This is a genomic window from Streptomyces sp. R35, from assembly GCF_041053035.1.
Classification (GTDB): domain Bacteria; phylum Actinomycetota; class Actinomycetes; order Streptomycetales; family Streptomycetaceae; genus Streptomyces; species Streptomyces lutosisoli.
Genome location: NZ_CP163440.1, coordinates 3,931,759 through 3,956,950, shown reverse-complemented (window position 1 = coordinate 3,956,950; position 25,192 = coordinate 3,931,759). Strand labels below are relative to the sequence as shown.

At 70.3% G+C, this 25,192-nt stretch carries 22 protein-coding genes and 1 pseudogene; 5 read left to right on the top strand and 18 right to left on the bottom strand.

Annotated features, from left to right (window positions below):
- Positions 1-79: 79 nt before the first annotated feature.
- The 7 genes from AB5J50_RS18120 to AB5J50_RS18090 all read right to left on the bottom strand — a co-directional run bounded on the left by AB5J50_RS18120 (position 80) and on the right by AB5J50_RS18090 (position 7,475).
- Complete coding sequence (locus AB5J50_RS18120; protein WP_369259293.1) at positions 80-1,132, bottom strand: 2-hydroxyacid dehydrogenase; 1,053 nt, start codon at positions 1,130-1,132, stop codon at positions 80-82.
- Complete coding sequence (locus AB5J50_RS18115; RefSeq protein ID WP_369259291.1) at positions 1,129-2,310, bottom strand: ABC transporter ATP-binding protein; 1,182 nt, start codon at positions 2,308-2,310, stop codon at positions 1,129-1,131. The genes AB5J50_RS18120 and AB5J50_RS18115 overlap by 4 nt, the downstream gene beginning before the upstream one ends.
- On the bottom strand, positions 2,286-3,041 hold the full coding sequence (locus AB5J50_RS18110; protein WP_327435022.1) for a DeoR/GlpR family DNA-binding transcription regulator: 756 nt from the start codon (positions 3,039-3,041) through the stop codon (positions 2,286-2,288). Before AB5J50_RS18110 ends, AB5J50_RS18115 begins: the two co-directional genes overlap by 25 nt.
- An 89-nt stretch (positions 3,042-3,130) precedes the next feature.
- Entirely contained in the window at positions 3,131-4,258 is a 1,128-nt protein-coding gene (locus AB5J50_RS18105; protein WP_369259289.1) for an ABC transporter ATP-binding protein, read from the bottom strand.
- Positions 4,255-5,067: a carbohydrate ABC transporter permease gene (locus tag AB5J50_RS18100; RefSeq protein WP_369259287.1), complete on the bottom strand. Its 813-nt coding sequence runs from the start codon at positions 5,065-5,067 to the stop codon at positions 4,255-4,257. Before AB5J50_RS18100 ends, AB5J50_RS18105 begins: the two co-directional genes overlap by 4 nt.
- 14 nt (positions 5,068-5,081) lie before the next feature.
- Positions 5,082-6,047 carry a carbohydrate ABC transporter permease gene (locus AB5J50_RS18095; RefSeq protein WP_369259285.1) on the bottom strand — a complete coding sequence of 322 codons (966 nt, stop codon included), beginning with the start codon at positions 6,045-6,047 and terminating at the stop codon, positions 5,082-5,084.
- 6 nt (positions 6,048-6,053) lie between these two features.
- Positions 6,054-7,475, bottom strand: coding sequence for a sugar ABC transporter substrate-binding protein (locus tag AB5J50_RS18090; protein WP_369259283.1), 1,422 nt, complete (start codon positions 7,473-7,475; stop codon positions 6,054-6,056).
- Positions 7,476-7,668: 193 nt separating this feature from the next.
- Here AB5J50_RS18090 and AB5J50_RS18085 point away from each other — a divergent pair, with 193 nt between their 5' ends.
- Positions 7,669-9,168 carry an FGGY-family carbohydrate kinase gene (locus AB5J50_RS18085; protein WP_369259281.1) on the top strand — a complete coding sequence of 500 codons (1,500 nt, stop codon included), beginning with the start codon at positions 7,669-7,671 and terminating at the stop codon, positions 9,166-9,168.
- Positions 9,165-9,788 (top strand): histidine phosphatase family protein, encoded by a 624-nt coding sequence (locus AB5J50_RS18080; RefSeq protein WP_369259279.1) that lies wholly within the window; start codon positions 9,165-9,167, stop codon positions 9,786-9,788. The genes AB5J50_RS18085 and AB5J50_RS18080 overlap by 4 nt, the downstream gene beginning before the upstream one ends.
- An 18-nt stretch (positions 9,789-9,806) precedes the next feature.
- Here the strand turns inward: AB5J50_RS18080 and AB5J50_RS18075 are convergent.
- Positions 9,807-9,914 (bottom strand): annotated as a pseudogene (locus AB5J50_RS18075) (LuxR C-terminal-related transcriptional regulator); the annotation flags it as partial.
- Between the two features lie 205 nt (positions 9,915-10,119).
- Between AB5J50_RS18075 and AB5J50_RS18070 the strand changes: the two are divergent.
- Positions 10,120-10,311, top strand: a complete 192-nt coding sequence (locus tag AB5J50_RS18070; protein WP_369259277.1) for a hypothetical protein — start codon at positions 10,120-10,122, stop codon at positions 10,309-10,311.
- Between the two features lie 149 nt (positions 10,312-10,460).
- On the opposite strand, the gene AB5J50_RS18065 is transcribed toward AB5J50_RS18070, so the two are convergent.
- From AB5J50_RS18065 to AB5J50_RS18030, 8 genes are all read right to left on the bottom strand, one after another.
- On the bottom strand, positions 10,461-10,817 hold the full coding sequence (locus AB5J50_RS18065) for a superoxide dismutase (protein WP_369259275.1): 357 nt from the start codon (positions 10,815-10,817) through the stop codon (positions 10,461-10,463).
- A gap of 387 nt (positions 10,818-11,204) precedes the next feature.
- Positions 11,205-12,611, bottom strand: coding sequence for an amino acid permease (locus AB5J50_RS18060; protein ID WP_369259273.1), 1,407 nt, complete (start codon positions 12,609-12,611; stop codon positions 11,205-11,207).
- Between the two features lie 139 nt (positions 12,612-12,750).
- Positions 12,751-13,641: a TauD/TfdA dioxygenase family protein gene (locus AB5J50_RS18055; RefSeq protein WP_369259271.1), complete on the bottom strand. Its 891-nt coding sequence runs from the start codon at positions 13,639-13,641 to the stop codon at positions 12,751-12,753.
- Between the two features lie 28 nt (positions 13,642-13,669).
- Positions 13,670-15,007, bottom strand: a complete 1,338-nt coding sequence (locus AB5J50_RS18050) for an LLM class flavin-dependent oxidoreductase (protein WP_369259269.1) — start codon at positions 15,005-15,007, stop codon at positions 13,670-13,672.
- Entirely contained in the window at positions 15,004-15,750 is a 747-nt protein-coding gene (locus AB5J50_RS18045) for an ABC transporter ATP-binding protein (protein WP_369259267.1), read from the bottom strand. Before AB5J50_RS18045 ends, AB5J50_RS18050 begins: the two co-directional genes overlap by 4 nt.
- Positions 15,726-16,574, bottom strand: a complete 849-nt coding sequence (locus tag AB5J50_RS18040) for an ABC transporter permease (RefSeq protein ID WP_369259265.1) — start codon at positions 16,572-16,574, stop codon at positions 15,726-15,728. The genes AB5J50_RS18045 and AB5J50_RS18040 overlap by 25 nt, the downstream gene beginning before the upstream one ends.
- Complete coding sequence (locus AB5J50_RS18035) at positions 16,571-17,647, bottom strand: ABC transporter substrate-binding protein (protein WP_369259263.1); 1,077 nt, start codon at positions 17,645-17,647, stop codon at positions 16,571-16,573. The genes AB5J50_RS18040 and AB5J50_RS18035 overlap by 4 nt, the downstream gene beginning before the upstream one ends.
- A gap of 340 nt (positions 17,648-17,987) precedes the next feature.
- The gene (locus AB5J50_RS18030; RefSeq protein ID WP_369259261.1) at positions 17,988-19,187 is read right to left on the bottom strand and encodes an ROK family protein; all 1,200 of its coding nucleotides are present in this window, start codon (positions 19,185-19,187) and stop codon (positions 17,988-17,990) included.
- A gap of 632 nt (positions 19,188-19,819) precedes the next feature.
- Between AB5J50_RS18030 and AB5J50_RS18025 the strand changes: the two genes are divergently transcribed.
- Entirely contained in the window at positions 19,820-20,401 is a 582-nt protein-coding gene (locus AB5J50_RS18025; RefSeq protein ID WP_369259259.1) for a biotin transporter BioY, read from the top strand.
- A 64-nt stretch (positions 20,402-20,465) separates the two neighbouring features.
- Here the strand turns inward: AB5J50_RS18025 and AB5J50_RS18020 are convergent, their stop codons facing one another.
- Positions 20,466-21,821, bottom strand: coding sequence for an FAD-binding oxidoreductase (locus AB5J50_RS18020; protein WP_369265430.1), 1,356 nt, complete (start codon positions 21,819-21,821; stop codon positions 20,466-20,468).
- A gap of 131 nt (positions 21,822-21,952) precedes the next feature.
- Positions 21,953-22,678 carry an LPXTG cell wall anchor domain-containing protein gene (locus AB5J50_RS18015; protein ID WP_369259257.1) on the bottom strand — a complete coding sequence of 242 codons (726 nt, stop codon included), beginning with the start codon at positions 22,676-22,678 and terminating at the stop codon, positions 21,953-21,955.
- Between the two features lie 186 nt (positions 22,679-22,864).
- Here AB5J50_RS18015 and AB5J50_RS18010 point away from each other — a divergent pair, with 186 nt between their 5' ends.
- Positions 22,865-25,129: a serine/threonine-protein kinase gene (locus tag AB5J50_RS18010; protein ID WP_369259255.1), complete on the top strand. Its 2,265-nt coding sequence runs from the start codon at positions 22,865-22,867 to the stop codon at positions 25,127-25,129.
- Positions 25,130-25,192: the final 63 nt, after the last annotated feature.

The following is a 25,192-nucleotide window of genomic DNA, read 5'->3' as shown; positions in this document are numbered from 1 at the left end:
GGTTCGGCTCCGCTCGGCTTACGCGCTCCAGCAGCCAACTCGCAAACTCGTCATCTCGCCAACTCACCTGCTACGGCCCTCAGTCGAGGCAGTGTGCCAGCGGTTCCCCGCGTGTCCAGCGGCCCACCTCCGCCGCCGCGATCCGTGCGGCCTTTTCGGCCACCGCGCGGCTGGCCCCGCCCAAGTGCGGTGTCATCACCAGCCGTTCGGTCCCGGCGAGGTCGAAGAGGGGCGAGTCCGGCGGCACCGGTTCCCGCTCGTAGGTGTCGAGCGCAGCCGCGGACAGCTGCCCGCTCTTCAGCGCGTCGCACAGTGCCGACTCGTCGACCAGCGGACCGCGCGCCACGTTCACCAGGACGGCACCGGGCGGCAGCTGCGCCAGCTCGCGGGCGCCGATCAGCCCGCGCGTCTCGGGGGTGAGCCGTGCGTGCAGGCTGATCACCCGGGCGCGACTGAGGAGTTCGTCCAGCGAGCCGACCCGCAGCCCGTGCACCTCGCCGCGCACATACGGGTCGTACACCAGGACCCGCGCCCCGAACGCGCTGAGCACCCGCGCGACCCTGCTGCCGACGGCCCCGTAGCCGACGAGCCCGACCGGCAGGTCTTCGAGTTCGAGACCGCTCTGCTCGTAGGTGTAGTAGGTCGCGCCGCCGCCCCAACTCCCCTGCCGTGCGAGGAGATCGTGGGCCTGGGGGATGCGGCGCAGCGCGGCGAGGAGCAGGCCGATGGTGAACTCGGCGGTGGCGGCGGCATTGCGGCCCGGCGCGAAGCAGACCCGTACGCCGTGGGAGCGGGCCGCCTCCTGGTTGACGTTCACGGGGCCGCCCCGGCAGACGACCACCAGACGCAGCCGGGGCGCGGCGGCCAGCACCCGCTCGGTCACCGGGCCCATCTGGGTGACCAGGACGTCCGCGCCGGCCAAGGCCTCGATCAGCTCGTCCTCGGCGTCGCTCGCCTCCTCGACCTCGGCGACCCGGCCGAAGGGTTCCAGGGGCCAGCCGAGCATCAATTCCCGTACGGAGAAGGGGTGTTCGCCCAGCCGGTCGTGGAGGGCTGCCGTGATCAGGGACGGCAGGACGAAATGGTCACCGGCTGCCACCACACGCACAGGCGCTGTCTTGGCGGAGGTCATCGAAGGGAGTCTCCCGTCTCGGCGTCGAACACATGGGTAAGGCCGGGATCGGCGGTCACCCGGACCCGCTCGTCCCGCGCGAGCCGCACCTCGGGATCGGTGAGGACGACGAGCGGTCGTACGACCCCTTCGAGCGCGAGGGTGGCGATGCCCGACTCCAGCAGCGGCTCGTGCGCACTCACCCGGGCCCGTACGCCGGTGGGGGCGCCGCCGTTGCCCCCGTCGCGCGCGCCACTCCCGCCGTCCGCGCCGGCCAGCCGCAGATCCTCCGGCCGGATGCCGATCACCACCTCGCGCCCCTCCGCCACCGTCACCGGCAGCGCGAAGCTCACCGCTTCCGACAGCCGTGCGCGGCCGTCCCCCGTCGAGATCCCCGGCAGCAGATTGATCGCGGGCTCCCCGACGAAGTCGGCGACGAAGACATTGGCCGGGCTGTCGTAGATCTCGTACGGCGTGCCGAGCTGCTGGATGACGCCGTCCTTCATCACGGCGATCCGGTCGGCGAGGGAGAGGGCCTCCTCCTGGTCGTGCGTGACCAGGATCGTCGTGTGTCCTAAATCCCGCTGGATGCGCTTGAGTTCACGGCGGGTGGTGTCGCGCTGGGCCGCGTCGAGGTGGGACAGCGGCTCGTCGAGCAGGAGGACGTCGGGTTCGCGGATCAGCGCGCGGGCGAGGGCGACGCGCTGCTTCTGGCCGCTGGAGAGTCCGGCGGGCCGGGCGTGGAGGAGGCCGGTGAGGTCGACGCGCTCGGCGATCTCGGCGACCTTACGGGCGACGTCCGCATGAGAACCACGTGCCGCACGCCGTCGCGCCTTCAGCCCGAACGCCAGGTTCTCGGCGACGTTCAGCGGCGGATACAGCGCGTAGTTCTCGAAGGCGACCCCGATATTGCGGGCCTGCGCGGGCCGCCCCACGACCGAGGCACCGCCCACCAGGATGTCCCCGCCCGTCACCGTCTCCAGGCCGGCGATCATCCGCAGCGTGGTCGACTTGCCGCACCCGGACGGACCGAGCAGCCCCAGCAGTTCGCCGGAGCGCAGCTCCAGGTCGATGCCGCGTACGGCGTCCACGGCCGGGCGGCCCCGGGACCGGTACGTCTTGCGCAGCTCGCGCAACTCCAACTCGGCCATCAGCACCCCACTCTGAGGATCGGTCAGCCACCGCTGCCGGTGGCGCACACTTCGTACGGGACCTTGTGCTCGTCGAGATCGCGCAGCGCCTCCGCCGACGCCCCGTCGTCGACGAGGACCAGGTCGAAGCGGGACAGCGGGACGACCCGGTGCAGGGCGACCCGGCCGAGCTTGGTGTGGTCGAGCAGCAGGATGTTGCGGGCGGCCGAGTCGAGCATGGCGCGCTTCACGGACACGATGTGCTGCTCCTGGTGGTAGGCGTGGCCGCCGAAGACCGCCGACGTCGACGCGAAACAGACGTCGACGCGCAGCGACTGCACCGCCTCCACGCAGGACACCCCGAGGAACGAGGAGTGCAGCGGGTCGTAGTCGCCGCCCAGCGCCATCAGATGGATACCGCGCCGGTCGGCGAGGAGATTGATCGCCTCCAGGAAGTTGGTGACGACCGTGAGCGGAGTGATCTCACCGAGCCGGAGCCCGCGGGCTATCTCCAGCGCCGACGTCGAGTCGTCGAGCAGCACCGCCATGCCGGGCTCGATCATCTTCAGCGCGCGCTCGGCGACGGCCGCCTTCTGCGGGCGCATCGACTTCAGCCGGTACTGCACGTTCGACTCGAAGACCCCGGACGGCTGCGCCGTCACGCCGCCCCTGAACTTCCGTACGATTCCTTGCCGTTCGAGCTCGTCGAGGTCCCTGTGTATGGTCATCAGGCTCACCCCGAAGCGCTCGGCCAGCTCGGCCGCCGTCGCCGAACCGTCGGCCAGCACCTGCTCGGCCATGGCCGCCTGGCGGACCGCGGGCCCCTGCTGCGCACCACCACTCGTGCTCCCGCTTGTGCTTCCGCTCGTGTTCCCACTCGTGCTGCTGCTCATCGCGCGCTCTTCCCGATCCCTCGTCCTGGACGCCCCGGCCGGTCGGCCTCGAACAGCAGCAGGTTCTCAGGCCGTACGGTCAGCCGTACCGGATCGTCGGGACGCAGGTGTGTCGCGTCGGCGCGCGGCGCGACCAGCGAGACGTACTGCTCGCCCAGCCGCACGGTGACCTCGACGGCCCGGCCGAGCACCTCGGTGACGTAGACGCTGCCGATGAGTTCATGACCGTCGCCCCGGAGCGCGAGGTCCCGGGGGCGCATCCCGACCAGCACCTCGGTACCGGGGGCGGTCTCCGCGCCGAGCGGCAGTTCGACCGCCCCGTCCGCCGAGCGGAAACCCCCGCCGTCCGTGACCGTCCCCGGCAGCAGATTGATCCGGGGCCGCCCGAACGCCCGCGCCACCTCCGTGTCGTACGGCCGGTACCAGATCTCCTCCCGGGTTCCCGTCTGGACGATCCGGCCGTCCCGGATGACGCCGATCCGGTCGCCGAGTGCCAGCGCCTCGACGGAGTCATGGGTGACGTACAGGGTGGTGGTGTGCTGCACGGCGCCGATGGCCTTGAGTTCGGCGCGCATCGACTGGCGGAGTTTGGCGTCCAGGTGGGAGAGCGGTTCGTCGAGGAGGAAGGCGCGGGCGGGGCGGACGAGGACCCGGCCGAGCGCGATCCGCTGCCGCTGCCCGTTCGACAGCTGGCCGACCGGGCGGTCCAACAGGCCGCTGATGCCGAGGAGTTCGGCGATCGCACCGATACGGTCGCGGGCCTCGGCGGCGGGCAGCCTGTGCCGGGGCGAGCGCAGCGGGGAGGCGAGGTTGTCGTACGCCGAGCGGTGCGGGTAGAGGGCGTAGCTCTCGAAGCACATGGCCACACCCCGGTCGTACGGCTCGACGCCGTCCATGTCGGTGCCGTCGAGTTCGACCGTGCCGGAGTCGGGCGCTTCGAGTCCCGCCACGGTCTTGAGCGTGGTGGTCTTCCCGGCTCCCGACGGGCCGAGCAGACAGAAGAACTCGCCCTCCGCCACCTCCAGTTCGAGCCCGGCGAGCGCGGTGTTCCTCCCGTACGCCTTGCGGACCCCGCGCAGAGCGATCGCCGCCGGTCTCATGCGGGTGCTGACACCGGTGCTCATGACTTCACCGCGCCGAAGGACAGCCCCCGCACCAGATACCGCTGGATCGTCAGCGCGAGCAGCAGCGGCGGTACGACGGAGACGAGCGCGGCGGCGGCCGTCAGGTTGTACTTGGGCCGGTCGCCGCCGAGGAAGGACAGAGCGCCCACGGTCACGGTCTGGGCCCGCGAGGAGGTGAGGATGAGGGGGAAGACGAAGTTGTTCCAGGCGAAGATGAAGGCGAGCAGCGACACGGCCGCGATCCCCGGCTTGACCAGCGGCAGCGCCACCTTGAAGAACGCCTGCTTGCGGGTGTAGCCGTCCAGCAGCGCCGCCTGCTCCAGCTCCGGGGTCAGATCGGCGAAGTACGACCGCATGATCCACACGATCAGCGGCAGGGTGACGAGTTGCAGCACCCACACCATGCCGACGTACGTGTCGAAGAGGCCCAGCTTCTGGTAGAGCACGAACAGCGGGATGATCACGGTCAGTTCGGGCGCGAAGCGGAACGACAGCAGCGTGAACATCAGGTTCTCGGAGCCCTTGAACCGCCAGCGCGCCGACGCGTACGCCGCCGGAAGGCCGACCACGAGCGAGAGCGCCACCGCGCCCAGCGACACGACCAGGCTGTTGACGAAGAAGCGGACGAACGGGATGCCCTCGCTGTCGCCGAGCACCGTCCGGTACGCGCCTAGGGTCGGGGTGAAGGAGAAGTAGGTGCTGAACAGCTGGTTCGCGGGCTTCAGGGAGAGGATCAGCATCCAGGCGACCGGGAAGAGCGCGAAGACGAAGTAGAGGATGAGGGCGCCGTCCGCCAGCCACCCCAACATCCTTTGTTTACGCCTCACTTGGGCACCTCCGCCGCCCGGTTCTGGATCCGGCCCAGATGGCGCACCAGCACCATCGCGGCCAGATAGACCACGGCCCACAGCACGATCGTGTAGCTGATCCCGAACGAGTAGCGCTGGAAGCGGATCGCCTCCAGATAGGCGCGGATCTGCAGCACCACCGTGGAGTCGCCGGGCCCGCCCTCGGTGAGGGCGTAGATGATGTCGAACACCTTCAGTGAGTCCATGAACCGGAAGATCACCGCGACCAGCACATACGGCCACAGCATCGGCAGCGTGAGCCGCCGGAAGGTGTACCACCAGCCCGCGCCGTCCACGGCCGCTGCCTCGAAGGGGGAGGTCGGCAGCGACCGCAGACCGGCCAGGGCGAGGATCGCCACGAACGGGGTGTAGACCCAGACGTCCACGGCGATCGACGACAGCAGCGCGCCCGTCGGGGTGTCCGTCCACTGAACTCCCCCCAGGCCGAAGGGTTTCAGCAGATGGTTGATCACGCCCACGGACGGCTGGAGCATCAGTTTCCAGATGATCGCGGCGATCACGGGCGCGATCATCAGCGGCAGGATGAGGATCTTCTCCAGTACCCGCCCGATGACCGACGACCGGTGCAGCAGCAGGGCCACGGCCACCCCGAGCACGGTCTCGAAGGCGGCGGCTCCCACCGCGTACAGCACGGTCACCCAGGCCGAGTTCCAGAAGGCGTCCTGCGTGAACACGGTCCGGTAGTTGTCGAAGCCCACCATGTCCGGCCGCGGCTTGCTCGCCGAGAAGTCGAACAGCGTGTAGTAGAGGCCGAGTCCGAAGGGGTACAGGATCCCGCCGGTGAGCAGCAGGGCGGGCACGATCAGCAGGTACGGGCGCAGTCCGCGCCGCCAGCGCGGAACGGCCCGCACCTGCCGTGCCCCTTCCTCGCGTGAGGCCGCCCCGTGGCCGGTCTCCGTGAACGAGGTCGTCTCTGCCATCAGGGCTCAACTCACCTTGGAGGCAAGGTCACTCGCGAGGCCGTTGAGCACGGACTTCGCGTTCTTGCCGCCGTAGATCTCCTGGAGCGCGGCCGCCCAGCTCGTCGTCGCGTCGAAGAACTGCTCCTGCGGAGTGAACTGGATCTTCGTCTGGTCGACGACCGTCTCGAAGGTGTCGATGAAGCCTTCGAGGTGCTTCATCTTGTCCTTGTACGCGCCGTCCTGGCTGATCGACTTCCGGACCGGGTCGATGTGGTTGTACGTGATCGCGCCCTTGCGCAGATGCTCCTTGCCGGTGGCCCACTGGAGGAACAGCCAGGCGGCGGACTTCTTCTTGCTCCGGGCGTTCATGCCGAGCGACCAGATCCACATGTTGGTGGCGAGCGACCCGTCGGGACCCTTCGGCCCCGGATGGAAGGCGATCTTCCCGGAGGCGGGACTCGCCCCCTGCACGGCCTGGAAGTAGGCCGCCGTGTCCGCGTCGAAGAGCATCCCGGCCTTCTTCGCGCCGAGGTCGCTGGAGCACTGGTACCAGGTGTACGACGTCCACGACGGCGGGCCGCCCTGCTTGACCATGCCCGCCCAGTCCTGGGTGAAGGCGATGGCCTCCGGGGTGTTCATGGCGGGCCTGAGCTTGCCGCCGGTGACGGTGAAGTCGTGCAGTCCGTTGCGTGCGTACATCGTCATGAAGCCGGGGTGGATGGTCGCCCAGCTGCGCGAGCCGCGCACCGCGATGCCGTACATCCCGTCGAATCCGGCGCCCGGCGCCTTGCGCTTGATGACACCGGCGAGCTCGCGTAACTCGTCGAAGCTCTCCGCGGGTTTCAGCCCGAGCTTCTTGAAGACCTCCGTGTTGTACGCGACGACGTTCGTCTCCCAGCCCCATGGCAGCGCGTACTGGCCCCCCTGGCCGAGCGGCGCGCCCGCCTTCAGCGACCACTGGTCGGCCTGGAGGAGGTTGGGGAAGAAGTCGGCCTGGTCCCATTCGTCGCCGGTGGCCGAGGAGTTGCGCATCCACGGGCCGAGGTCCTCCAGCCAGCCCGGCGGCCCGTACTGCCACACCATGTAGGCGCCGAGCATGAAGACGTCGTACGAGGCGCGTCCGCTGGACAGGTCGACGGTCAGCTTGTCGAAGTAGTTGTCCTCGGGGAAGACGTCGTACTCGACCTTGATGCCGGTCTTCTCGGTGAACGTCTTGAGGTCGGCTATCAGCGCGTCCGTGTAGGGGTGCTTGTTCAGCAGCGCCTTGACAGTCCTGCCCTTCTCGCGCTTCCAGTCGAAGGATCCGGTGACGTCGGCGGCGGCCGATCCGTCGTTCTTCTTGTCGTCCCCGCCGAACCCGGCGCCGCAGGCGGTCAGCAGCGGGGCCGAGGCGGCCGCGGCGGCCAGCGCGAGGAAGCGCCGGCGGTCGTGCACGTGCATGTCCATCCGTGACCTCCACATCGGTTGGGTCCGGTCCGGTTAACACGTTGAGTCGACTCGTTAACAGAGGGTGTAACGGCGAGGGTTGACCGTCAATCCCTCGCGCAGGGGAAAATCTCAGGGCAAAGTGAGAAGTTCACACCCTGGATCGCGATGAGCCGAAAAGGCCGGCGATGAACCAGAAGGCAGGGAGGTCGGGATGGCGGACGACGGGACGACGTGGCTGGGGATCGACCTGGGCACGCAGAGCGTCCGTGCCCTGGCCGTCACCGGCGACGGACGCGTGCTCGGCAGCGGATCGGCGCCCCTCACCGGGCGGCGGGCGGGCCCGCGCCACGAGCAGGACGCGGGGGACTGGTGGGACGCGGTGGGCGCGGCGTCCCGGGCGGCCCTGCGCTCACTCGACCGGGTACGGATCGGCGGGCTCGCGGTGTGCGCCACCTCCGGAACCGTGCTGCTCACCGACGGTTCGGGCCGGCCGGTCGGCCCCGCCCTCATGTACGACGACGGGCGCGCGGCGGGCGAGGCGGCGCGCGCTCGCGAGGCGGGGCTCCTGGTGCAGAACGGCTGGGGGCTGCCGAAAGCGCTCTGGCTGCTCCGCGCGCACGACGGCGCCGGGAGGGCCCGCGAGAACGGCCGTCCCCGGGAGGTCCGTCTGGCCCACCAGCCCGACGTCATCGTCACCCGCCTCACCGGGCATCCGGTGCCCACCGATTCCAGCCACGCCCTCAAGACCGCCTACGACCTGGAGCACGACACCTGGCCGTTCCCGGCGTTCGCCGAACTCGGCCTCCCTGAGGGCCTGTTGCCCGAGGTCGTACGGCCCGGAACCCGGCTCGGCGAGGTCTGCGCGTCCGCCGCCGAGGAGACCTGCATCCCCGTCGGCACCCCGGTCGTCGCCGGGATGACCGACGGCTGCGCGGCCCAGATCGCCTCGGGCGCCCTGCGGGAGGGTTCCTGGAACTCGGTGCTGGGGACGACGCTCGTCCTCAAGGGCGCCGCGTCGCAGCCGGTGCGGGACCCGTCCGGCGTGGTCTACAACCATCGGGCACCGGACGGGAGTTGGCTGCCGGGCGGCGCGTCGAGCGTCGGCGCGGGCGCGCTGGCGGCGTACTTCCCGGACGCCTCGCCCGCCGCGATGGACCAGGCCGCCCAGGTTTTCGAGCCCGCGTCCGTCCTCGCCTACCCCCTCACCTCACCCGGCGAACGCTTTCCCTTCCTCGCCCCGGACGCCACCGCCCTCGTCCTCGGCGCACCCGCCTCCGACGCCGATCTGTGGGCCGCGCTCCTCCAGGGCGTCGCCCTCACCGAACGCCTCTGCCTCGACTATCTGCACCATCTCGGCGCCCCCCTCGACGGCCCGCTCACCTTCACCGGCGGCGCCGCCCGCAGCCCGTACTGGAACCAGCTCCGCGCCGACATCCTCGGCCGCCCCGCCCGCGTCCCCGAACAGACCGAACCCGCCCTGGGCATGGCCGCGTTGGCGGCGTACGGCATGGGGGCCGCCCCCACCCTCGCGGACGCCGCCGACCGGATGGTCCACGTCCGTACGGTCCTCGAACCGCACCCCGCCCGCACGGCGGCCTTCGCCGACCCGTACGCCCGGCTGCTCGACGAGCTGGAGGCGCGCGGCTGGCTGCCGGCTTCCGTCGCGGGGCACGCGCGGGCCCGACTGGACCTGGATACTGCGGGCTCATGAGTACTACGAGCCGCAGTACGACCCTGCTTCTGGCCCGGCACGGGCAGACCGTCTGGCACGCCGAGAACCGCTACGCCGGCATCAGTGACGTCCCGCTCACCGACGAGGGCCGCGCCCAGGCGGAAGCCCTCGGCCGCTGGGCCTCCGCGCACCCCGTGGACGCGATCTGGACGTCGACCGTCTCCCGCGCCATCGCCACCGCCGACCCCGCCTGCCGCGCCCTCGGCCTCACCCCGCACCGCGAACCGGCCCTGCGCGAATGCGACTTCGGGGTCGTCGAGGGCCGTACCCTCGCCGAGTTCGAGGCGGAGAACCCGGCGCGCGCGAAGGCGTTCCGGGCTGACCCGGTGTCGTACCCCTTCCCGGAGGCCGAGGACCCCCGCACCGCCGCCGCCCGCGGCACGCACGCCCTGCACCGCATCGCCGCCGCCCACCCCGGCGAACGCGTCCTGGTCGTCGCCCACAACACCCTCCTCCGCCTGGTGCTGTGCTCCTTCCTCTCCATCCCGCTCGGCGAGTACCGCCGAGTCTTCCCGCGACTGCGCAACGCGGCGGTCAGCGAACTGCGCGTCACGGACGGGGAGGTCGCTCTGCTGTCGCTGAACGTGCCGTGCGCGTAGGGGAGTTCAGGGCCGCAGCAGCAGATGTGTCTTCACCGTGGCCTCCGCGATGACCAGACGGCGCCCGATCTCGGCGTTCGTCAGACCGTCGGCGACGGCGTTCAGGACGTCCACCTCGCGGGCGGTGGGAATGAGTCCATGCCCAAAAGCCTGGCCGGCCAGGGAAGTTGGGGGACACGGGTACTCGGTTGAACTTGGGGTCCGCCGATCGGTGGACGGGTGGGTTGGGGCAGCCCCCGGAGAGAATGCGGTGTTACCCCCAATAACCGCCGAAGCGCTTTGTCGATCCCGGCGCCTGCGCCCCCGCGCCCGCCCCGGCTAGCGTCACGCCATGACGCGAGGCAAGCGCAGGGGAGCGCGGCGGATCAGGGCCTTACAACGGGTGCGGGACAAGGCGCTACGACAGCGGGAGAACAGACGGGCCGGGCTGGCGCGACGGCTCGGACGGCGGGCGGAGCGGGCCCGCCCCTGGCTCCAGTTCATCGCCGACCTGACCGCGCTCCTGGCGAAGCTGGTGAGGTAGCAGACCGCGGTGCCTTCATGGTGGAGAGCCGAGTGGGTGGAAGTCGCGAGGGTCCCCGCGAGTCATGTCCTCGCGGGGGCCCTCGTTTTCATCCGCCTGCCACGTGAAGGGTGAGAAGACGATCACGAGCAGGACGCTTCATACATGCCTCAGGGGGCCAGCAGCAACACGTCCGCGCGGGACTTGGCCGTTTCGTAACGCCGTGCCACGTCCTGCCAGTTGACGACCTGCCACATCGCGTCGATGAAGTCGACCTTCTGGTTCCTGTACTGGAGGTAGAAGGCGTGCTCCCAGGCGTCGAAGACGAGGATCGGCACCGAACCCTGGCCCACGTTGCCCTGGTGGTCGTAGACCTGCTCGACGACGAGGCGGCCGCTCAGCGGCTCGTACGCGAGGACGCATCGACCGGAGCCCTGCGTGGTCGTCGGCGTTGAGGTGCTCTGGGCAAGGCGAAAGAGCCGAAGTGCTCTGGAGGCTCTCCGGCTCGCCGCCCCGTTTCCGGTCATGTTGCGCCATTGGAGTTCTCTCCGGCAGAGCGGCCGGAGACTCTCCCCTGGATCACTCCGGGGAGTTTGACGGCGCTCAGGTCCGTCCGGCAACGACCCTCCCGGCCGCCGGGCGGGTCGAAGACCCGCCGTGTCGAACGCTACGGGGATGGCGCTTGCTGTGAGCCAGAACGGGTTGAAGTCACCCTGAGGGGTGAACGCGCGATGAATAGTCGTACGGCAGTTCAGGAAGTGTGTAGACGGCCATGTCAGGTCCCCTCCGACCTCTTATTGCAAGCTTCTTGCAAGTGCACGCTAGCAGCAAGAGGGCGAAGGAGCGTGCCTGGGCACGCGAAAGGGCCCTCGCGCGAAACCGTCCTCCGCGCGAGGGCCCTTCAGCGATACGGGTCAGGCGCGGGCGCGCGCCTTCTGCCAGGCGTAGCCGACCGCGGCCAGGAACAGCGTCATGCCGCCCGTCGAGTACAGCTGCACCCGGGTGTCCGGCTCCCGGGCCATCAGGACGAAGATCGCCACCATGCCCGCCAGGGCGACCCACGTCAGCACCGGGAACAGCCACATCCGTACGACCAGCTTCTCCGGCGCCTCCCGCTCCACCCGGCGGCGCATCCGCAGCTGCGAGACCGCGATGAACATCCAGACGACCAGGATCACCGCGCCGATCATGTTCAGCAGCCAGGGGAAGACGTCGTCGGGACGCCAGTAGCTGAGCACGACGCACACGAAGCCGAAGACGCAGGAGGCCAGAACGGCCACGCGGGGGACGCCGGACGTGACCCTGCCGAGGGCCTTCGGACCCTGGCCGCGCTCGACGAGGGAGTACGCGATGCGCGAGGAGCCGTAGATGTTGGCGTTCATCGCCGACAGCAGCGCGACCAGGACGACCACGTTCATCAGCTGGCCGGCGCCCGGGATGCCCAGCTGGTCGAGGGCGGCGACGTACGGGCCCTTCTCGACGACCGCCTTGGAGTCCCACGGGACCAGGGTGACGATCACCGCCATCGAGCCGATGTAGAAGAGCGCGATGCGCCACATCGCGGTGCGTACGGCGCTCGCGACGCCCTTGACCGGGTTCTCCGACTCGGCCGCCGCGATCGTCACCGTCTCCAGACCGCCGTACGCGAACACCGACGCGAGCAGGCCGATGACGAGGCCCTCGCTGCCGTGCGGCAGGAAACCTCCCTCGCCGGTGAGGTTGGCGGCGCCGGGGGAGTCCGTGCCCGGCAGTACGCCCGTGATGGCCAGTACGCCCAGCACCAGGAACAGGCTGATCGCGCCGACCTTCAGGGCCGCGAACCAGAACTCGAACTCGCCGAAGTTCTTCACGGCGGCCAGATTGGCGACGCAGAAGACGACCATGAACAGCGCCACCCACGCCCACTCGGGCGTGCCCGGCAGCCAGCCGGTGACGATCTTCGCGGCGCCGATGCCCTCAAGCCCGACAGCCGTGCACAGCAGCACCCAGAAGGACCAGCCCGAGGCGAAGCCGGCCCAGGGCCCGATCGCCCGCTCCGCGTGCGCGGAGAAGGAACCGGACGACGGATACGCGGCCGACATCTCGCCGAGCATCCGCATCACCAGCATGACGAGCAGACCGGAGACGGCGTACGCGATGACGATGGAGGGCCCGGCGGCGGCGATACCGGCCCCGGACCCGACGAACAGGCCCGCGCCGATCACACCGCCGAGGGCGATCATCGACAGGTGTCGCTGCTTCAGGCCGTGCTTCAGGCCGGGGGAGAGGGAGGCGCCCGCGTCGGGGGTACCGGGCGGGGCGTCGAGGGTGGTGCGGGACATGAGAGCGGGTGGTCCCTTACGTGCGAGCGGGCAAAAACGCCCACAGTCTGGGCAGCCTGTCCGCTGAGAGGGAGAGGCTGCCCAGTATGCGGACGCATGTCCTACGGAGGGTAAGGGTCCGTTTACCGGAAGGCGGGTGCTACGCGACCGACGTGTAGTGCGAGGCGTCGCCCGCGATCGAGTGGCTCTCCTTGCCCTCGACGCCGACCGGCACGTCACCGGCGACGGTCACGCGGTGCAGCCGGCGCGGCTGCCCGTCGTAGTTGTCGATGGCGTAGTGCTGGGTGATCCGGTTGTCGAAGAGGACCAGCTGGTTGGGGGACCAGCGCCAGCGCAGGATGTTCTCCGGCCGGGTGACGTACGCCTGGAGCAGGTCGAGGATCTTGCGGGACTCGCCCACCGACAGGCCGACGATCCGCTGCGCGAACCCGCCGATGAACAGCCCCCGCTCACCGGTCAGCGGGTGGACCCGGACGACCGGGTGGGCGGTGCGGTACTTGATGGAGGTGAACTGGGCGCGCTGCGCGGCCTGTTCCTCGTCGATCTCCTCGTCCGGCACGGCGTAGTCGTAGTCGTTGGTGTGCTCGGCCCACAGCGTGTCCGCGAGCTGCCGGAGGGGTTCGGGCAGGTCGCGGTAGGCGGCCGCCGAGTTGGCGATCAGGGTCTCGCCGCCGTACGGCGGGATCGTGATGCTGCGCAGGGTGCTGGCCTGCGGCGGATTGAGGACGAAGGTGACGTCGGTGTGCCAGTGGTTGGCGCGGCCGCGCTCGCTGTCGACGGGCAGCACGTTCGGGGCGTCGGCCACGGCGGGCACGGTGGGATGGGCGGTGGTGAGGTCGCCGAAGTGGCGGGCGAAGGCCTGCTGGCCCTCGTCGTCCAGGTCGACGTCGTCGAAGACCAGGGCCTTGTGCTCGTTGAGGGCGGCGCGCAAGGCGGCGACGGTGTCGTCGTCGAGGGGCTTGGCGATGTCGACCCCGGATATCCGGGCGCCGATGTTGCCGGTGACCTTGTGGATCTCGATGTCAGCCATGTGGGACGGGTCCTTTCGGGGCGGAGGATCAGACGAGGGCGGAGGCGTGCTGGTTGGCGGGGCGCGGGAGGCCGTACCGCTCCCGCAGGGTCTGCCGGGGCCCGTACTCCTGACGCAGCAGGCCGCGGGCGCGCAGGATCGGCACGACGTGGTCGACGAAGAGATCGAGGCCGGAGGGCAGCACGGCGGGCATGATGTTGAAGCCGTCGGCGGCACCCAGCCGGAACCACTCCTCGATCGCGTCGGCGACCTGCTCGGGCGTGCCGGCGAAGGTGAGATGCCCGCGCCCGCCGCCGAGCCGCCCGATCAGCTGCCTTGCGGTGAGCCGCTCGCGCCGGGCGAGTTCGACGATGAGCGTGTAGCGGCTCTTGGCGCCCTCGATGGCGTCCTCGGGCGGCAGGTCGGCGGGGAGCTGGGCGTCCAACTCCAGGGTCCCGGGCTCAAGTTGCAGCAGGCGTTGGAGATTCCTGAGCCCGTGCTCGTGGACGATGTGGTCCTCCAGCACCTGCTCGTTCGCCCGCGCCTCGGCCTCCGTCGAGCCGATCACCGGGACGATGCCGGGCAGCACCTTGATGTGCTCGGGGTCCCGACCGGCCGCCGCTGTACGGGACTTGAGGTCCGTGTAGAAGGCCTGCGCGTCTGCAAGGGTCTGCTGCGCGGTGAACACCGCCTCCGCGTACCGGGCCGCGAACGCCTTGCCGTTCTCGCTCGACCCCGCCTGCACGAGCAGCGGGTAACCCTGGGGCGAGCGCGGCACGTTGAGCGCTCCCTCGACACTGAAGTACGTCCCCTGGTGTCGCGGTGGGTGGATCTTGGTGTCGTCGCCCCACACGCCGGCCGCCTTGTCGGCGACGATCGCGTCGTCCTCCCAGCTGTCCCAGAGCTTGAGCGAGACGTCCAGGAACTCGGCGGCGCGGGCGTAGCGGTCGGCGTGTGCGGGCTCTTCGGCGAGGCCGAAGTTGCGCGCGGCCTCGGCACCCGCGGTGGTGACGATGTTCCAGCCCGCCCGGCCGCCGCTGATGATGTCGAGCGAGGCGAGCTTGCGGGCCAGGTTGTAGGGGGAGTTGTAGGAGGTGGAGGCCGTGGCGATCAGGCCGATGTGCTCGGTGGCCGTCGCCAGGGCGGTGAGCAGGGTGAGCGGTTCCAGGGCGCCGGCGGGGCGCTGGGCGAGGTTGCCCCACAGCTGCGGGCCGTCGGCGAGGAAGAGCGAGTCGAAGGTGCCCCGTTCGGCGATACGGGCGAGGTGGACGTAGTGCGCCAGCTCGACATGCGCGTACGGGTCGCTCTCGGGCAGGCGCCAGGAGGCCTCGTGGTGGCCGGTGTTCATCAGGAAGGCGTTGAGGTGGAGCTGTCGTGCGGTGGTCACTTGTGGTCCTCCGTGACGCCCAGGGCGGCGAGCAGCCGTTCGCGGTACTCGCCGAGCAGCGGATCGCGGTACGAGCGCGGATGCGGGCGGTCGATGGTCAGGTCGAGGCCGATACGCCCCTGGTCGAGCACGAGCACCCGGTCGGCGAGCACGATCGCCTCGTCCACGTCGTGCGTGACGAGCAGGACGGAGGGCCGGTGCCGCTCCCACAGCTCGCGCAGCAGGACATGCATCCGGATCCGGGTGAGCGCGTCCAGGGCGCCGAACGGCTCGTCGGCCAGGAGCAGTTCGGGCTCCCGTACGAGCGAACGGGCCAGCGCGGCACGCTGCGCCTCGCCGCCGGACAGCTCGTTGGGCCAGGCCCGTTCGCGGCCCGCGAGGCCCACCTCGGCGAGGGCGGAGCGGCCCTTCCGTTCCGCTTCCCTGCCGTCCGTGCCGAGCAGGACGTTGTCGAGGACGCGTCGCCAGGGCAGCAGTCGGGAGTCCTGGAAGACGACGGACACCCGTTCCGGCGCGGAGAGCCGGCCACTTCCGGTGACGCTGTGGTCGAGTCCGGCGATGGCGCGCAGCAGGGTGCTCTTGCCGGAGCCGCTGTGCCCGAGCAGGGCCGTGAACTGGCCCGCGGGGAGGTCGAGGTCGATGCCGTCGAGGACCGTACGGCCGTCGAACGAGCGGGTCAGGCCCCGGAGTTGGACGGTTGGCTCGGTGCGCAGGGAGGTCAGTTGCTCAGTGTGCGTCGCCACGACAGCACCCTCCGTTCGATGAGACGGACCGCGCTGTCGGAGGTCAGACCGAAGATGCCGTAGACGACCAGGCCGACGAGGATGACGTCGCTCTGGCCGTAGTTCTGGGCCTGGAACATCATGTAGCCGAGTCCGCTGGTGGCGTTGATCTGCTCCAGGACGATCAGGCCCAGCCAGGAGCCGGTCACCCCGAGGCGCAGGCCGACGAAGAAGCCGGGCAGTGCGCCGGGGATGACGATCTGCCGGACGAAGGCGAACCTCGACAGGCCCTGGACCTCGGCGAGTTCGACGTAGCGGTGGTCGATGCCGGACAGTGCGGCGTGTGTGTTGAGGTAGATCGGGATGTAGACGACGATGGCGATGATCGCGATCTTGAAGGTTTCGCCGATGCCCAGCCAGAGGATGAACAGCGGGATCAGACCGAGCGGCGGGATGGACCGGTTGAGCTGCACCGTCCCGTCGATCAGTGCCTCGCCGACCCGGCTGAGCCCGGAGGCGAGCGCGAGGACGACTCCCGCGGTCAGCCCGATCGCGAACCCGGTCGCGGCCCGCTGGAGCGAGGTCAGGACATCGGTCGGCAGCGTCCCGTCGGTCCACAGGTGACCGGCGGTCTTCACCACCGTCCAGGGCGCCGGGATCGCCGCCGGGTCGAGCTGTCCGGCGGCGGAGGCGACGGCCCACAGGGCGAGGAAGAGGACCGGGCCGACGAGCCGGGAGGCGGGCAGCCGTTTGCCGGGGGAGAGCCGACGGCGCCTGCGGACCTGGGGGAGCTCCTCCGGAGCGGCGACGGAAGCGACGGCAGCGGTCGTGCTCACGGCGGTCACCTCCGGTACTCCGCCGGCACGGCCTTGGCCGCGATGCCCTCGAAGCGCCGGTCGAAGAGCGAGTCGACCTTGAACTCCTTCACGAAGCCGCCCTCCGCGAGCAGATCGGCGGTCTCCTGCTCCCACTTCACGGCCTCCGCCCAACTCGGCGGGAACAGCGGCTTGTTGGCGAGCTCGGTGATCGACTGGGCCTGCGCGAGGGTGAGGTTCTGCGTCTTGACGTAGAACTCCTCGTTCCAGGCGTCGGGGTGCTCGTACGCCCACACCTGGCCCTTCGCCCAGCGCGGGATGTACGCGGCGACGGCCGCCGCCTTCGCCGAGTCGGCGAGGACGGAGGTGGGCGCCCACAGCAGGTTGAGGAGGTCCACGACGTCGGTGGTGATGGTGTGCGCGCCCTTGGACCCGTACTGCTTGAGATAGGCCGGGGACTGCTGGTTGGCGAGCGGGGCGATGTCCACCTGCCCGGCCTGGAGCGCGGTGAGGAACTGGTTGCTGGTCAGCGGCACCAGGTCGACGTCGTCGTACTTGATCCCGGCCTTCTTCAGGGCACGCAGCAGGACGACTCCCTGCGCCTGCCCCTGCGAGAAGGCCAGCTTCTTGCCCTTGAAGCCCTGGATGTCCTGGATGTCGCTGCCGGGCTTGGTGGCGAAGACGTAGTTGGGCTTACGGGTGATGTTGATCGCCACGATCTTCGCGTCGAAGCCCTGGTAGTGCGCCTGGATCGGCGGGATGCCCGCGTTGTTGGCGACGTCCAGGGACTTGGCGCGGAAGGCGTTGATGACATCGGGACCGGCGCCGATGTTCACCCAGCTGGAGACCGTGAAGGGCAGATCGGTCAGGCCCGCGAGCTTGAACTGGAGCTGCTGCTGGCCCAGATACGAGGCGATCTTGAGCTTGGTGCCCGACGGGACCTTGGCGGACAGCGGGGCGGACGCGGCTCCCTTGGACTGGGTGTCGGCGGCGCTGGCTCCCGCGCAACCGCTCAGCCCGGCAACGCCGGCGGCTGCGCCGAGCAGCGAGGACAGGAACAGCCGCCGGTCGACGCCGGACGCGGAGGGGGACAGTGGTGGCATGGGAGGACTCCGGGGTTCCAAGTGACGGGAATGCGCGCGGAATTCCGGGCAGGGAGGAGCCAGGAGGGAAAGGGCGCGCAGAGGAAGGCACACGCCTGAGGCGCGGCGAAGAAATCCGGGTGATCGTCAGTGCGTCGACGGCCGAGCGATCGTCAGCAAGGGAGGGGCGACGCGGCGATGACCGGCGTCAGCAACACAGCGTGCGCGCGACCCGCATCAGGTCGACGACACGGCACTTGGTGAGCGGAACCTGCACCCGCGAGCTGCTCATGAAGAAGATGCTCCTGGCCTCGTACGACCGCTGTCAACATTCGGAGTTTCTGAATTAATTCGGCCCCGGTCACGCGCCCAGCGGATCCCGGTACAGCACGTCGAGAGCCACCGATCCGCCCGCCACGGCCAGTACGGAATCCGGAAAACTGGTCGGCACGACCGCCGCCGCCCGATCGGGCCCCACCTCCTCGCGCAGCGCGGCGAGGCAGTCCTCCCGGTGCACGGCACCGACCTCGGTGACAACGACGGTGTCCGGATTGAGCACATCGAGCAGCAGCCGTGCCGCCCGTCCGGTCATCCGGGCCCGCTCCACCAGCAGTCGTACGGCCACGGGGTCGCCGTCGGCCGCGGCGGCGAGCACATGCATCGGGTTCATACCGCGGATGACACCCGCCTCCCGCGCCCGGCGGCACAGCGTCCGCTCGCTCAGCTCGGCCTGGAGGCACCCGGTCCGGCCGCAGTCGCACCGCTCCGTGCCACCGGCCAGCGGCAGATGGGCGATCGCGCCGGCCTGCGAGCGGGGACCGTGGTGCACCTCGTCGTGGGTGGCGAAGGCGGCGTCCACCACATTGCCGACGAAGAGGTGCAGCACGCTGCGGCTGCCCCGCGCCCGCCCGAACAGCCGCTCGCCGTTCACCAACGCCCGCGCGTGCCCGTCCACATGAACCGGCAGTCCGGTGCGGGCGCCGATCGACTCCCGTACGGCCACGTCACGCCAGCCCAGCAGCGCGTGCTCCACGATCGTGCCGGAGTCGCGGTCCACCCAGCCGCCGGTGGCGACACCCACGCCCAGGGGCGTACGGCCCGGGGCGCCGGCCAGTAGTGCGCCGAGCTCGTCGGCGGCGTTGGCCAGCACGCGGCCGGGCTCGGTGTGTTCATGGTTCAGGTGCTTGAGACGGGTCTCCGCCACGACTCGGCCACGCAGGTCGAGCAGGGCGACGGTCGTGTACGGCACGGCGATGTGTACCCCGCCGACCACGAAACGGGAGCCGTCGAGGTCGAGCGGTACGTGCGGGCGTCCGACCCCGTTCGACTGCCGGGGCACGGGGGCTTCCCGGATCAGGCCGAGTTCGGCGAACCGGGCGCAGTAGTCGGTCACTGACGCCGGGGAGAGTCCGGTCAGCCGGGCGATGGTGCTGCGGGCGACCGGGCCGTGGTCCAGTACGGAGCGGAGGATGGCGCTGGCGGTGGTGCTGGTTCGGCGGCGGGGGGCTGCCGTGGGTGGAGAGGGCGAATAGGGCGGAAAGGGTGCTACGGAACGGGACATGGGGAACTTCCTCGGGACTGGTCCGACACTGCGCCGTCACATCTCGGCGAGCCGGATCCACTCCGCTCGCCTCACCTACGGCGACAGGTGGCCGTCCCTTGGCGCCGCAGGTCGACATACCGACGCGACGCGAAGTCCCTGGCCTGAGCAACCATGCCCCGAAGAGTAGGCCTCACCACCCGGATCCGGCCACCCCGGCTTTTTCGCCCCCGCCGCCCCTACCCGTCCCATCCGTTCCTGGGGGCTCCGCCCCCAGACCCCCAAAAGATCGCGCAGTTCCCCGCGCCCCTCAAGGGGCGCGGGGAACTGCGCGAGCAACCCCCACCCACCCGCAGCCGACACACAACCGAACGGGGTCTGGGGCGGAGCCCCAGAAGGATAGGACGGGTAGGGGCGGCGGGGGCGAGAACCTTTGGCGGGACCCTACAGTCGGCGTCCGAGCCGGATTCGTACGGCAAACCGGCCCACCTCAGTGACCAGGGTCACCCCACCACACGTGTACACGGCACCGTTTGTAAGGAGCCCACCAAGCCCATGATCCCGGCTTTGTCGATGGCAGACGGTGATCGGCCGTGTACCCCTGGGATAGCGTCACCGTGTCCCACCTGCCCGCACCACCCGCCGGAGTCCCCATGAGCACCGCAGCCGCCACGCCCACCCGCCCCGGCGAGGTCCTCGCCGACCTCCTCCCCGCCTCCCGAGTCAGGGACGCGGCCCTGGTGCTCGGCGGCGCCGCACTCACCGGCCTCGCCGCCCAGATCTCGCTGCCGGTACCGGGCTCCCCGGTCCCGGTGACCGGCCAGACCTTCGCGGCACTCCTCGTCGGCACGGCCCTCGGCGCGGGTCGCGGCTTCCTGTCGCTCGCGGTGTACGCGCTCGTCGGCATGGCCGGCGTCCCGTGGTTCGCCGGCGGCGGCTCCGGCACCGCCGCCCCGTCCTTCGGCTACATCCTCGGCATGCTGCTGGCCTCCACCGTCGTGGGCGCCCTCGCCCGCCGCGGCGCCGACCGCTCCGTGCTGCGCATGGCGGGCACGATGCTGCTCGGCGAGGCGATCATCTACGCGATCGGCGTCCCGTACCTGGCCCTGGCCACCGGCATGTCGACGAGCGCGGCCATCGCGGCGGGCCTCACCCCGTTCCTGATCGGCGACGCCCTCAAGGCCGCCCTGGCGATGGGCGCCCTCCCCACCGCCTGGAAGTTCATCAAGCGCTGACGCACAGCTGACCCACGGCCGATCCAAGCCGATCCAAGCCGGTCCAAGCCGGTCTCAATCAGCCTCAGCCGGTGATGTTGTAGTTCCTGCGGAAGAGGTTCGCCGGGTCGTACTCCGACTTCAGCCCGGCGAGCCTCTTCCGCGTTCCGGCGTCGTACAGCCCCTCCGTACGATCGCCCGCCCCGAACACGAAGTTGAGCGCCCGCCCGATCGTCCACGGCGCGAGCCCCTCGAACCCCGGATCCAGCAACTCCCGCGCCGTCTCCCGGTCCGCCATCGCCAACAGCCGTACGAGGAAACGCCCTTCGCGATGCGGTACGGAGTTCGGCGCGTCCTGCGCCAGTGCCCCGCCGAGATGGTTGATCTGCACGACGCACATCGCCGGCGCGTCCGGGCCGGTGCGGGCGAGGAGTCCGGCCGCGGCGGCCACGTCCAGCTCACTCAGCACCGCGCTGTCGCCGTAGTACGTGTGCGGGAAGTCCGGGTCACTGTGGATGCTGTGGCTCTCGGCGTACGGCATCTCGCGCAGCGAGTCGGTGAGGACCGGGCCGATCTCCCGCAGCGGGGCGACGAGTTGCTCACCCTCGGCGGCCGTACCCGTATAGGCCACGCGTACGGAGATCACATACCGCCCGCGCAGGTGCGGCGGCATCCCCGGCACGTCCGGGTACGGCACCGCCGCGAACGACGAGGTCAGCTCGTCCGGCACGGTCCGCGTCCAGCGCTCGTACGCCCGCAGCGCCGCCACCGGATCGACCTCGCGCCCGTCGAAGGCGAGAGAGCCGCCGTACAGCCGCGCGACCGGTACGAGGTCGATCTCCAGCTCGGTGACGGCGCCGAAGTTGTGGCCGCCGCCGAGGAGCGCCCAGTACAGGTCGGGGTCCGACTCCCGCGTCACCTGGCGTTGCCGCCCGTCCGCGGTGACCACGTCGAGCGCGCGCACATGGTCGGCCGCGTACCCGAACTCCCTTGCCAGGATGCCGAGTCCGCCACTCAGGGTGTACGAAACGGCACCCACCCCCGGTGCCGAACCATTCAGCGGGGCCAGCCCGTACGGTACGGCCGCCGCGACGACCTGACCCCAGCGGACGCCCGCCTGGACGCGGACGGTGCGCGCCCGCGGATCGACGCTCACCCCGTCCATGCGCCGCGTCGTGATCAGGACGCCGCCCTCCGCCGCGCCCGGCAGTCCGTGCCCGGTGGCCTGCACGCCCACCGGCAGGCCCGCGGCGGCCGCGTACCGCACCGCCGCGGCCACGTCGTCGGACGAGGACGCGGCGAAGATCACGGCCGGCCGCTGCGCGAAACCGGTCTGGAATCCGGCGAGTTCCTCGGCGTACCCGGTGTCGCCGGGGCGGAGGACGAGCCGATCGGTGGTCTCGTCCGCGGCCTCGTCCCTGGTCTTGTCCGCGGTGTTCATAGGGTCCATACGGCTCATGGTCGCCGCATTACCTGACAGGCACCGTCAAGTTTTCCGAACGGAGCGGGCCGGGGTGCCGCGCTCGACACCCCGGCCCGCTCCCTCCTGCTTTCCGTGCTGCTGTTCCTACCTCAGTGCTGTTCCGACCGCCGCGGGCGCCGGTGGACCCACCACAGGCCCGCCGCTCCCGCGGAGATCAGCGCCGCGCCCGCCGCGCCGAGCGGCAGGACGTCGCTCCCCACGCCGGTCTTGGGCAGCTGGTCGCCGCCGGGTGCGACCGGCTTGTTGTCGGTGCCGAGCAGCAGCGGGGTGGCCGGGGCGTTCGGCGACGGGTTCGTCGTACCGAACGGCACCGGGCCCTGCTGCCAGTACGTCTTCTTGCCGTCGCTCGTCTGCACCGGCAGGCAGATCTTGCCGGTCTTGCTCAGATCGAACGTCGCGTCGACGGCGTACGACTTCGACTTGCCGGCCGCGAGATTGCCGACGGAACAAACGAAACCACTGTTCGAACCCTTGGGCAGATCCTTGTCGGCCATGGCGGAGCAGCCCTTGACGCCCTTGACCGACAGACCGTCGAAACCGACCACCAAAAGCCTGATGTCGCCGCTGTCCTTGGTCCCTTCGTTCTTCACCGTGGCGGTAATCGCCGTCTTCTGTGAACTGTTGTCCACGGAGATCTTCTCGGGCAGCAGCGTGGTCAGCTTTACACCCGCCGGTGCCTCGTCAATTACCTTTCCCCCCTTGCTGCTCCCCGGTCCCTGGTCGTCCGCGACGGCGGTGAAAGAAAGGATCATCACGGCCGAGAAAGATGCCGTGAGCAGCGATCCCGCGATGGTCGTCGTGTGACGAGAACTCATGTTCGTCCCCCTTGGCTGCGCCTGAATTCGCAGTACTTGAAGAGGTACCACAAGATTTCTCCGCACTATGCTGGTACGGCCTGAAGTGTGACCATTGTGTTTCTGTTGTGACGGGCGATTGTGGCGGGTGTTGAGGGGGTGCAGGGATTGTCGGGGAATGTACAGGGCGGTGTTCCGGGATTATTGGTGACAGGGCGTTATCGGCTGGTCGAGAGCATTGGACAGGGGGGAATGGGGCGGGTGTGGCGAGCCGCCGACGAAATGCTCGACCGGCAGGTCGCGGTCAAGGAAATGCGCATCGACGGACTCGATGCCGAAGACACGCGAACACGCCGCGAACGCACGCTGCGCGAGGCCAGGGCCACGGCCCGGATCGACCACCCCAACGTCGTACGCATCTATGACGTCGTGGACGAAGGCGAGCGGCTGTGGATCGTCATGGAACTCGTCGCCGGGCGTTCCCTCGAACAGATCGTGGTGGAGGACGGCCCCCTCGGCCCGCGCGAGGCGGCCCGGATCGGGCTCGAACTGGTCGCGGCGCTGCGCCAGGTGCACGCCGGGGGAGTGCTGCACCGCGACATCAAGCCGGGCAACGTCCTGGTCGAGCGGCGCGGCCACCGCGTCGTCCTCACCGACTTCGGCATCGCCGCGTTGCAGGACGCGGAGGCGCTCACCATGGTCGGGATGCTGGTCGGCTCCCCCGACTACATGGCGCCCGAACGCATCTCCGGCCGCCCGCAGGGCCCGCCCTCCGACGTCTGGTCCCTGGGTGCGACCCTCTGCGCGGCCCTCGGCGGCCGCTCCCCGTTCTCCCGCTCCACCACCCTGGCGACCCTGCACGCGGTCCTGTACGAGGAGCCCGATCTTCCCGCCGGGGCAGGGGAGTTGCGTGACATCCTCGCCGCCCTTCTGGAGAAGGAGCCGTCCACTCGGCCCGGTCTGGAGGAACTGGAGGCGGAGCTGGGGGAGATCGCGTTTCCGGCGGCGGGGGTGGCTCAACTGCCGGGCGTGGGACCGGAGTCCGAGCCGGAGCCAGAAGCAGAGGGAGCACCCGAGCCCGAGCCCGAGCCCGAGCCCGAGCCCGAACCGGAACCGGGGGCGGGGTCGGGCCCGGAAGTGTGGGAACCCGTACCGCTGCCCGCGCCGCCTCACCAGGCCCGTAAGGCACATGAGGCTCGTGAAGCCCGTGAGATCCATGAGGCTCACGAGGAGTCGCCCACGCCCGCACTCCTCGATGCCGAGCTGATACGCGCGGTACGACAGCCCCCGTCGGATCTTCCCGAGGCCACTCCACCGCCGTTCCCGGACGAACAGCGCACCCGCACAAGCGATCTCCGGAGGCCGCAGCCCGAGCCCGAGGCCGTGCCGGAACCCCAGTCCGGCCGGGAGCCCGAGCCCGTACACGATGCCATCCCCGTGGGACCGCCTCCGCCCATCCCGACACGCAAAGGTCCGCCCGACTTCGAGAAGCACCCACCGGAGCAGCGCCCCCTCACCGCACCCAACGCCTCCACGGAAAACCCCTCCGAACTGCGCGCGGAGGTCGGCTCGCAGATCCCCTCCGCCGGCTCGCCCCGCACAACAGGCCCTGGATACGGCGCTGTCGGCGCTGTTCTGGGCGACGCCCCCGAGGCGTTCCCACAGGCCCATTCCCAGGCCCAGGCGTCTGCCCAGGCGCCCGCCCGGAGTCCCGCCCGGCCGGAGACGGAAACGGCGGCAGCGGCACAGCGGCCGACCGTGCCCGGCCCCGTCGTCATGCCCCGGGGCGAATTCCCCGGCCCCGCCGTGCCGTCCGGCCCGCGAGGGGGCCGGCGCCGTATGGGGCTGGCCGCCGCCGGAGGTGTGGTCGTCGCGGGAGCGGTCGTCGGGCTCATCCTCGCGGCGACGGGCGGATCCCCCGACGACAGGAACGGGGCTTCCTCCTCCTCATCCGGCACCGCGCCCGGCACCGCGTCCGGTAACACCGGCGGCTCCTCGTCCTCCGCTTCCCCCTCGCCCACCGTCGAGGGCACCTCTCGCCCGCCCAGCCTGCCCCCGGGAGCGCGCCGGGAGGCCGGCGGGTACGCGTGGGTGACGCCCAAGGGCTGGCGCCGCGATCTGAAGACCGGCTCCGAGGTGCACTACACCTCGCCCGACGGCAGGCAGGAGCTCGTGGCCAAGTCCTCCCTCGCCAAGGGGGACTTGATGCAGACCTGGCAGACCTCGGAGAAGGACGCCCGCCGGGGGCAGGACTACCAGAAGATCCGTCTGGACAACACGACGTTCCAGGGCCGGCCCGCGGTCGTGTGGGAGTACACGTTCACGCTCAAGGGCGTGCACTGGCACGCCCTGCTGCTCGGCTTCGACGCCGACGGCAAGTCGTACCAGATCAACACCTGGTACCAGCCGGACATCGAGAGCGAGGCACTCAAGGTCTACCAGCGGGTCAAGAACAGCTTCACCGTGCTCTGAACGGAAGGAGGGGCCCGCGGCGAAGTCAGTCGCCGACGAGCCCCTCCCGCACATGCACGTCAC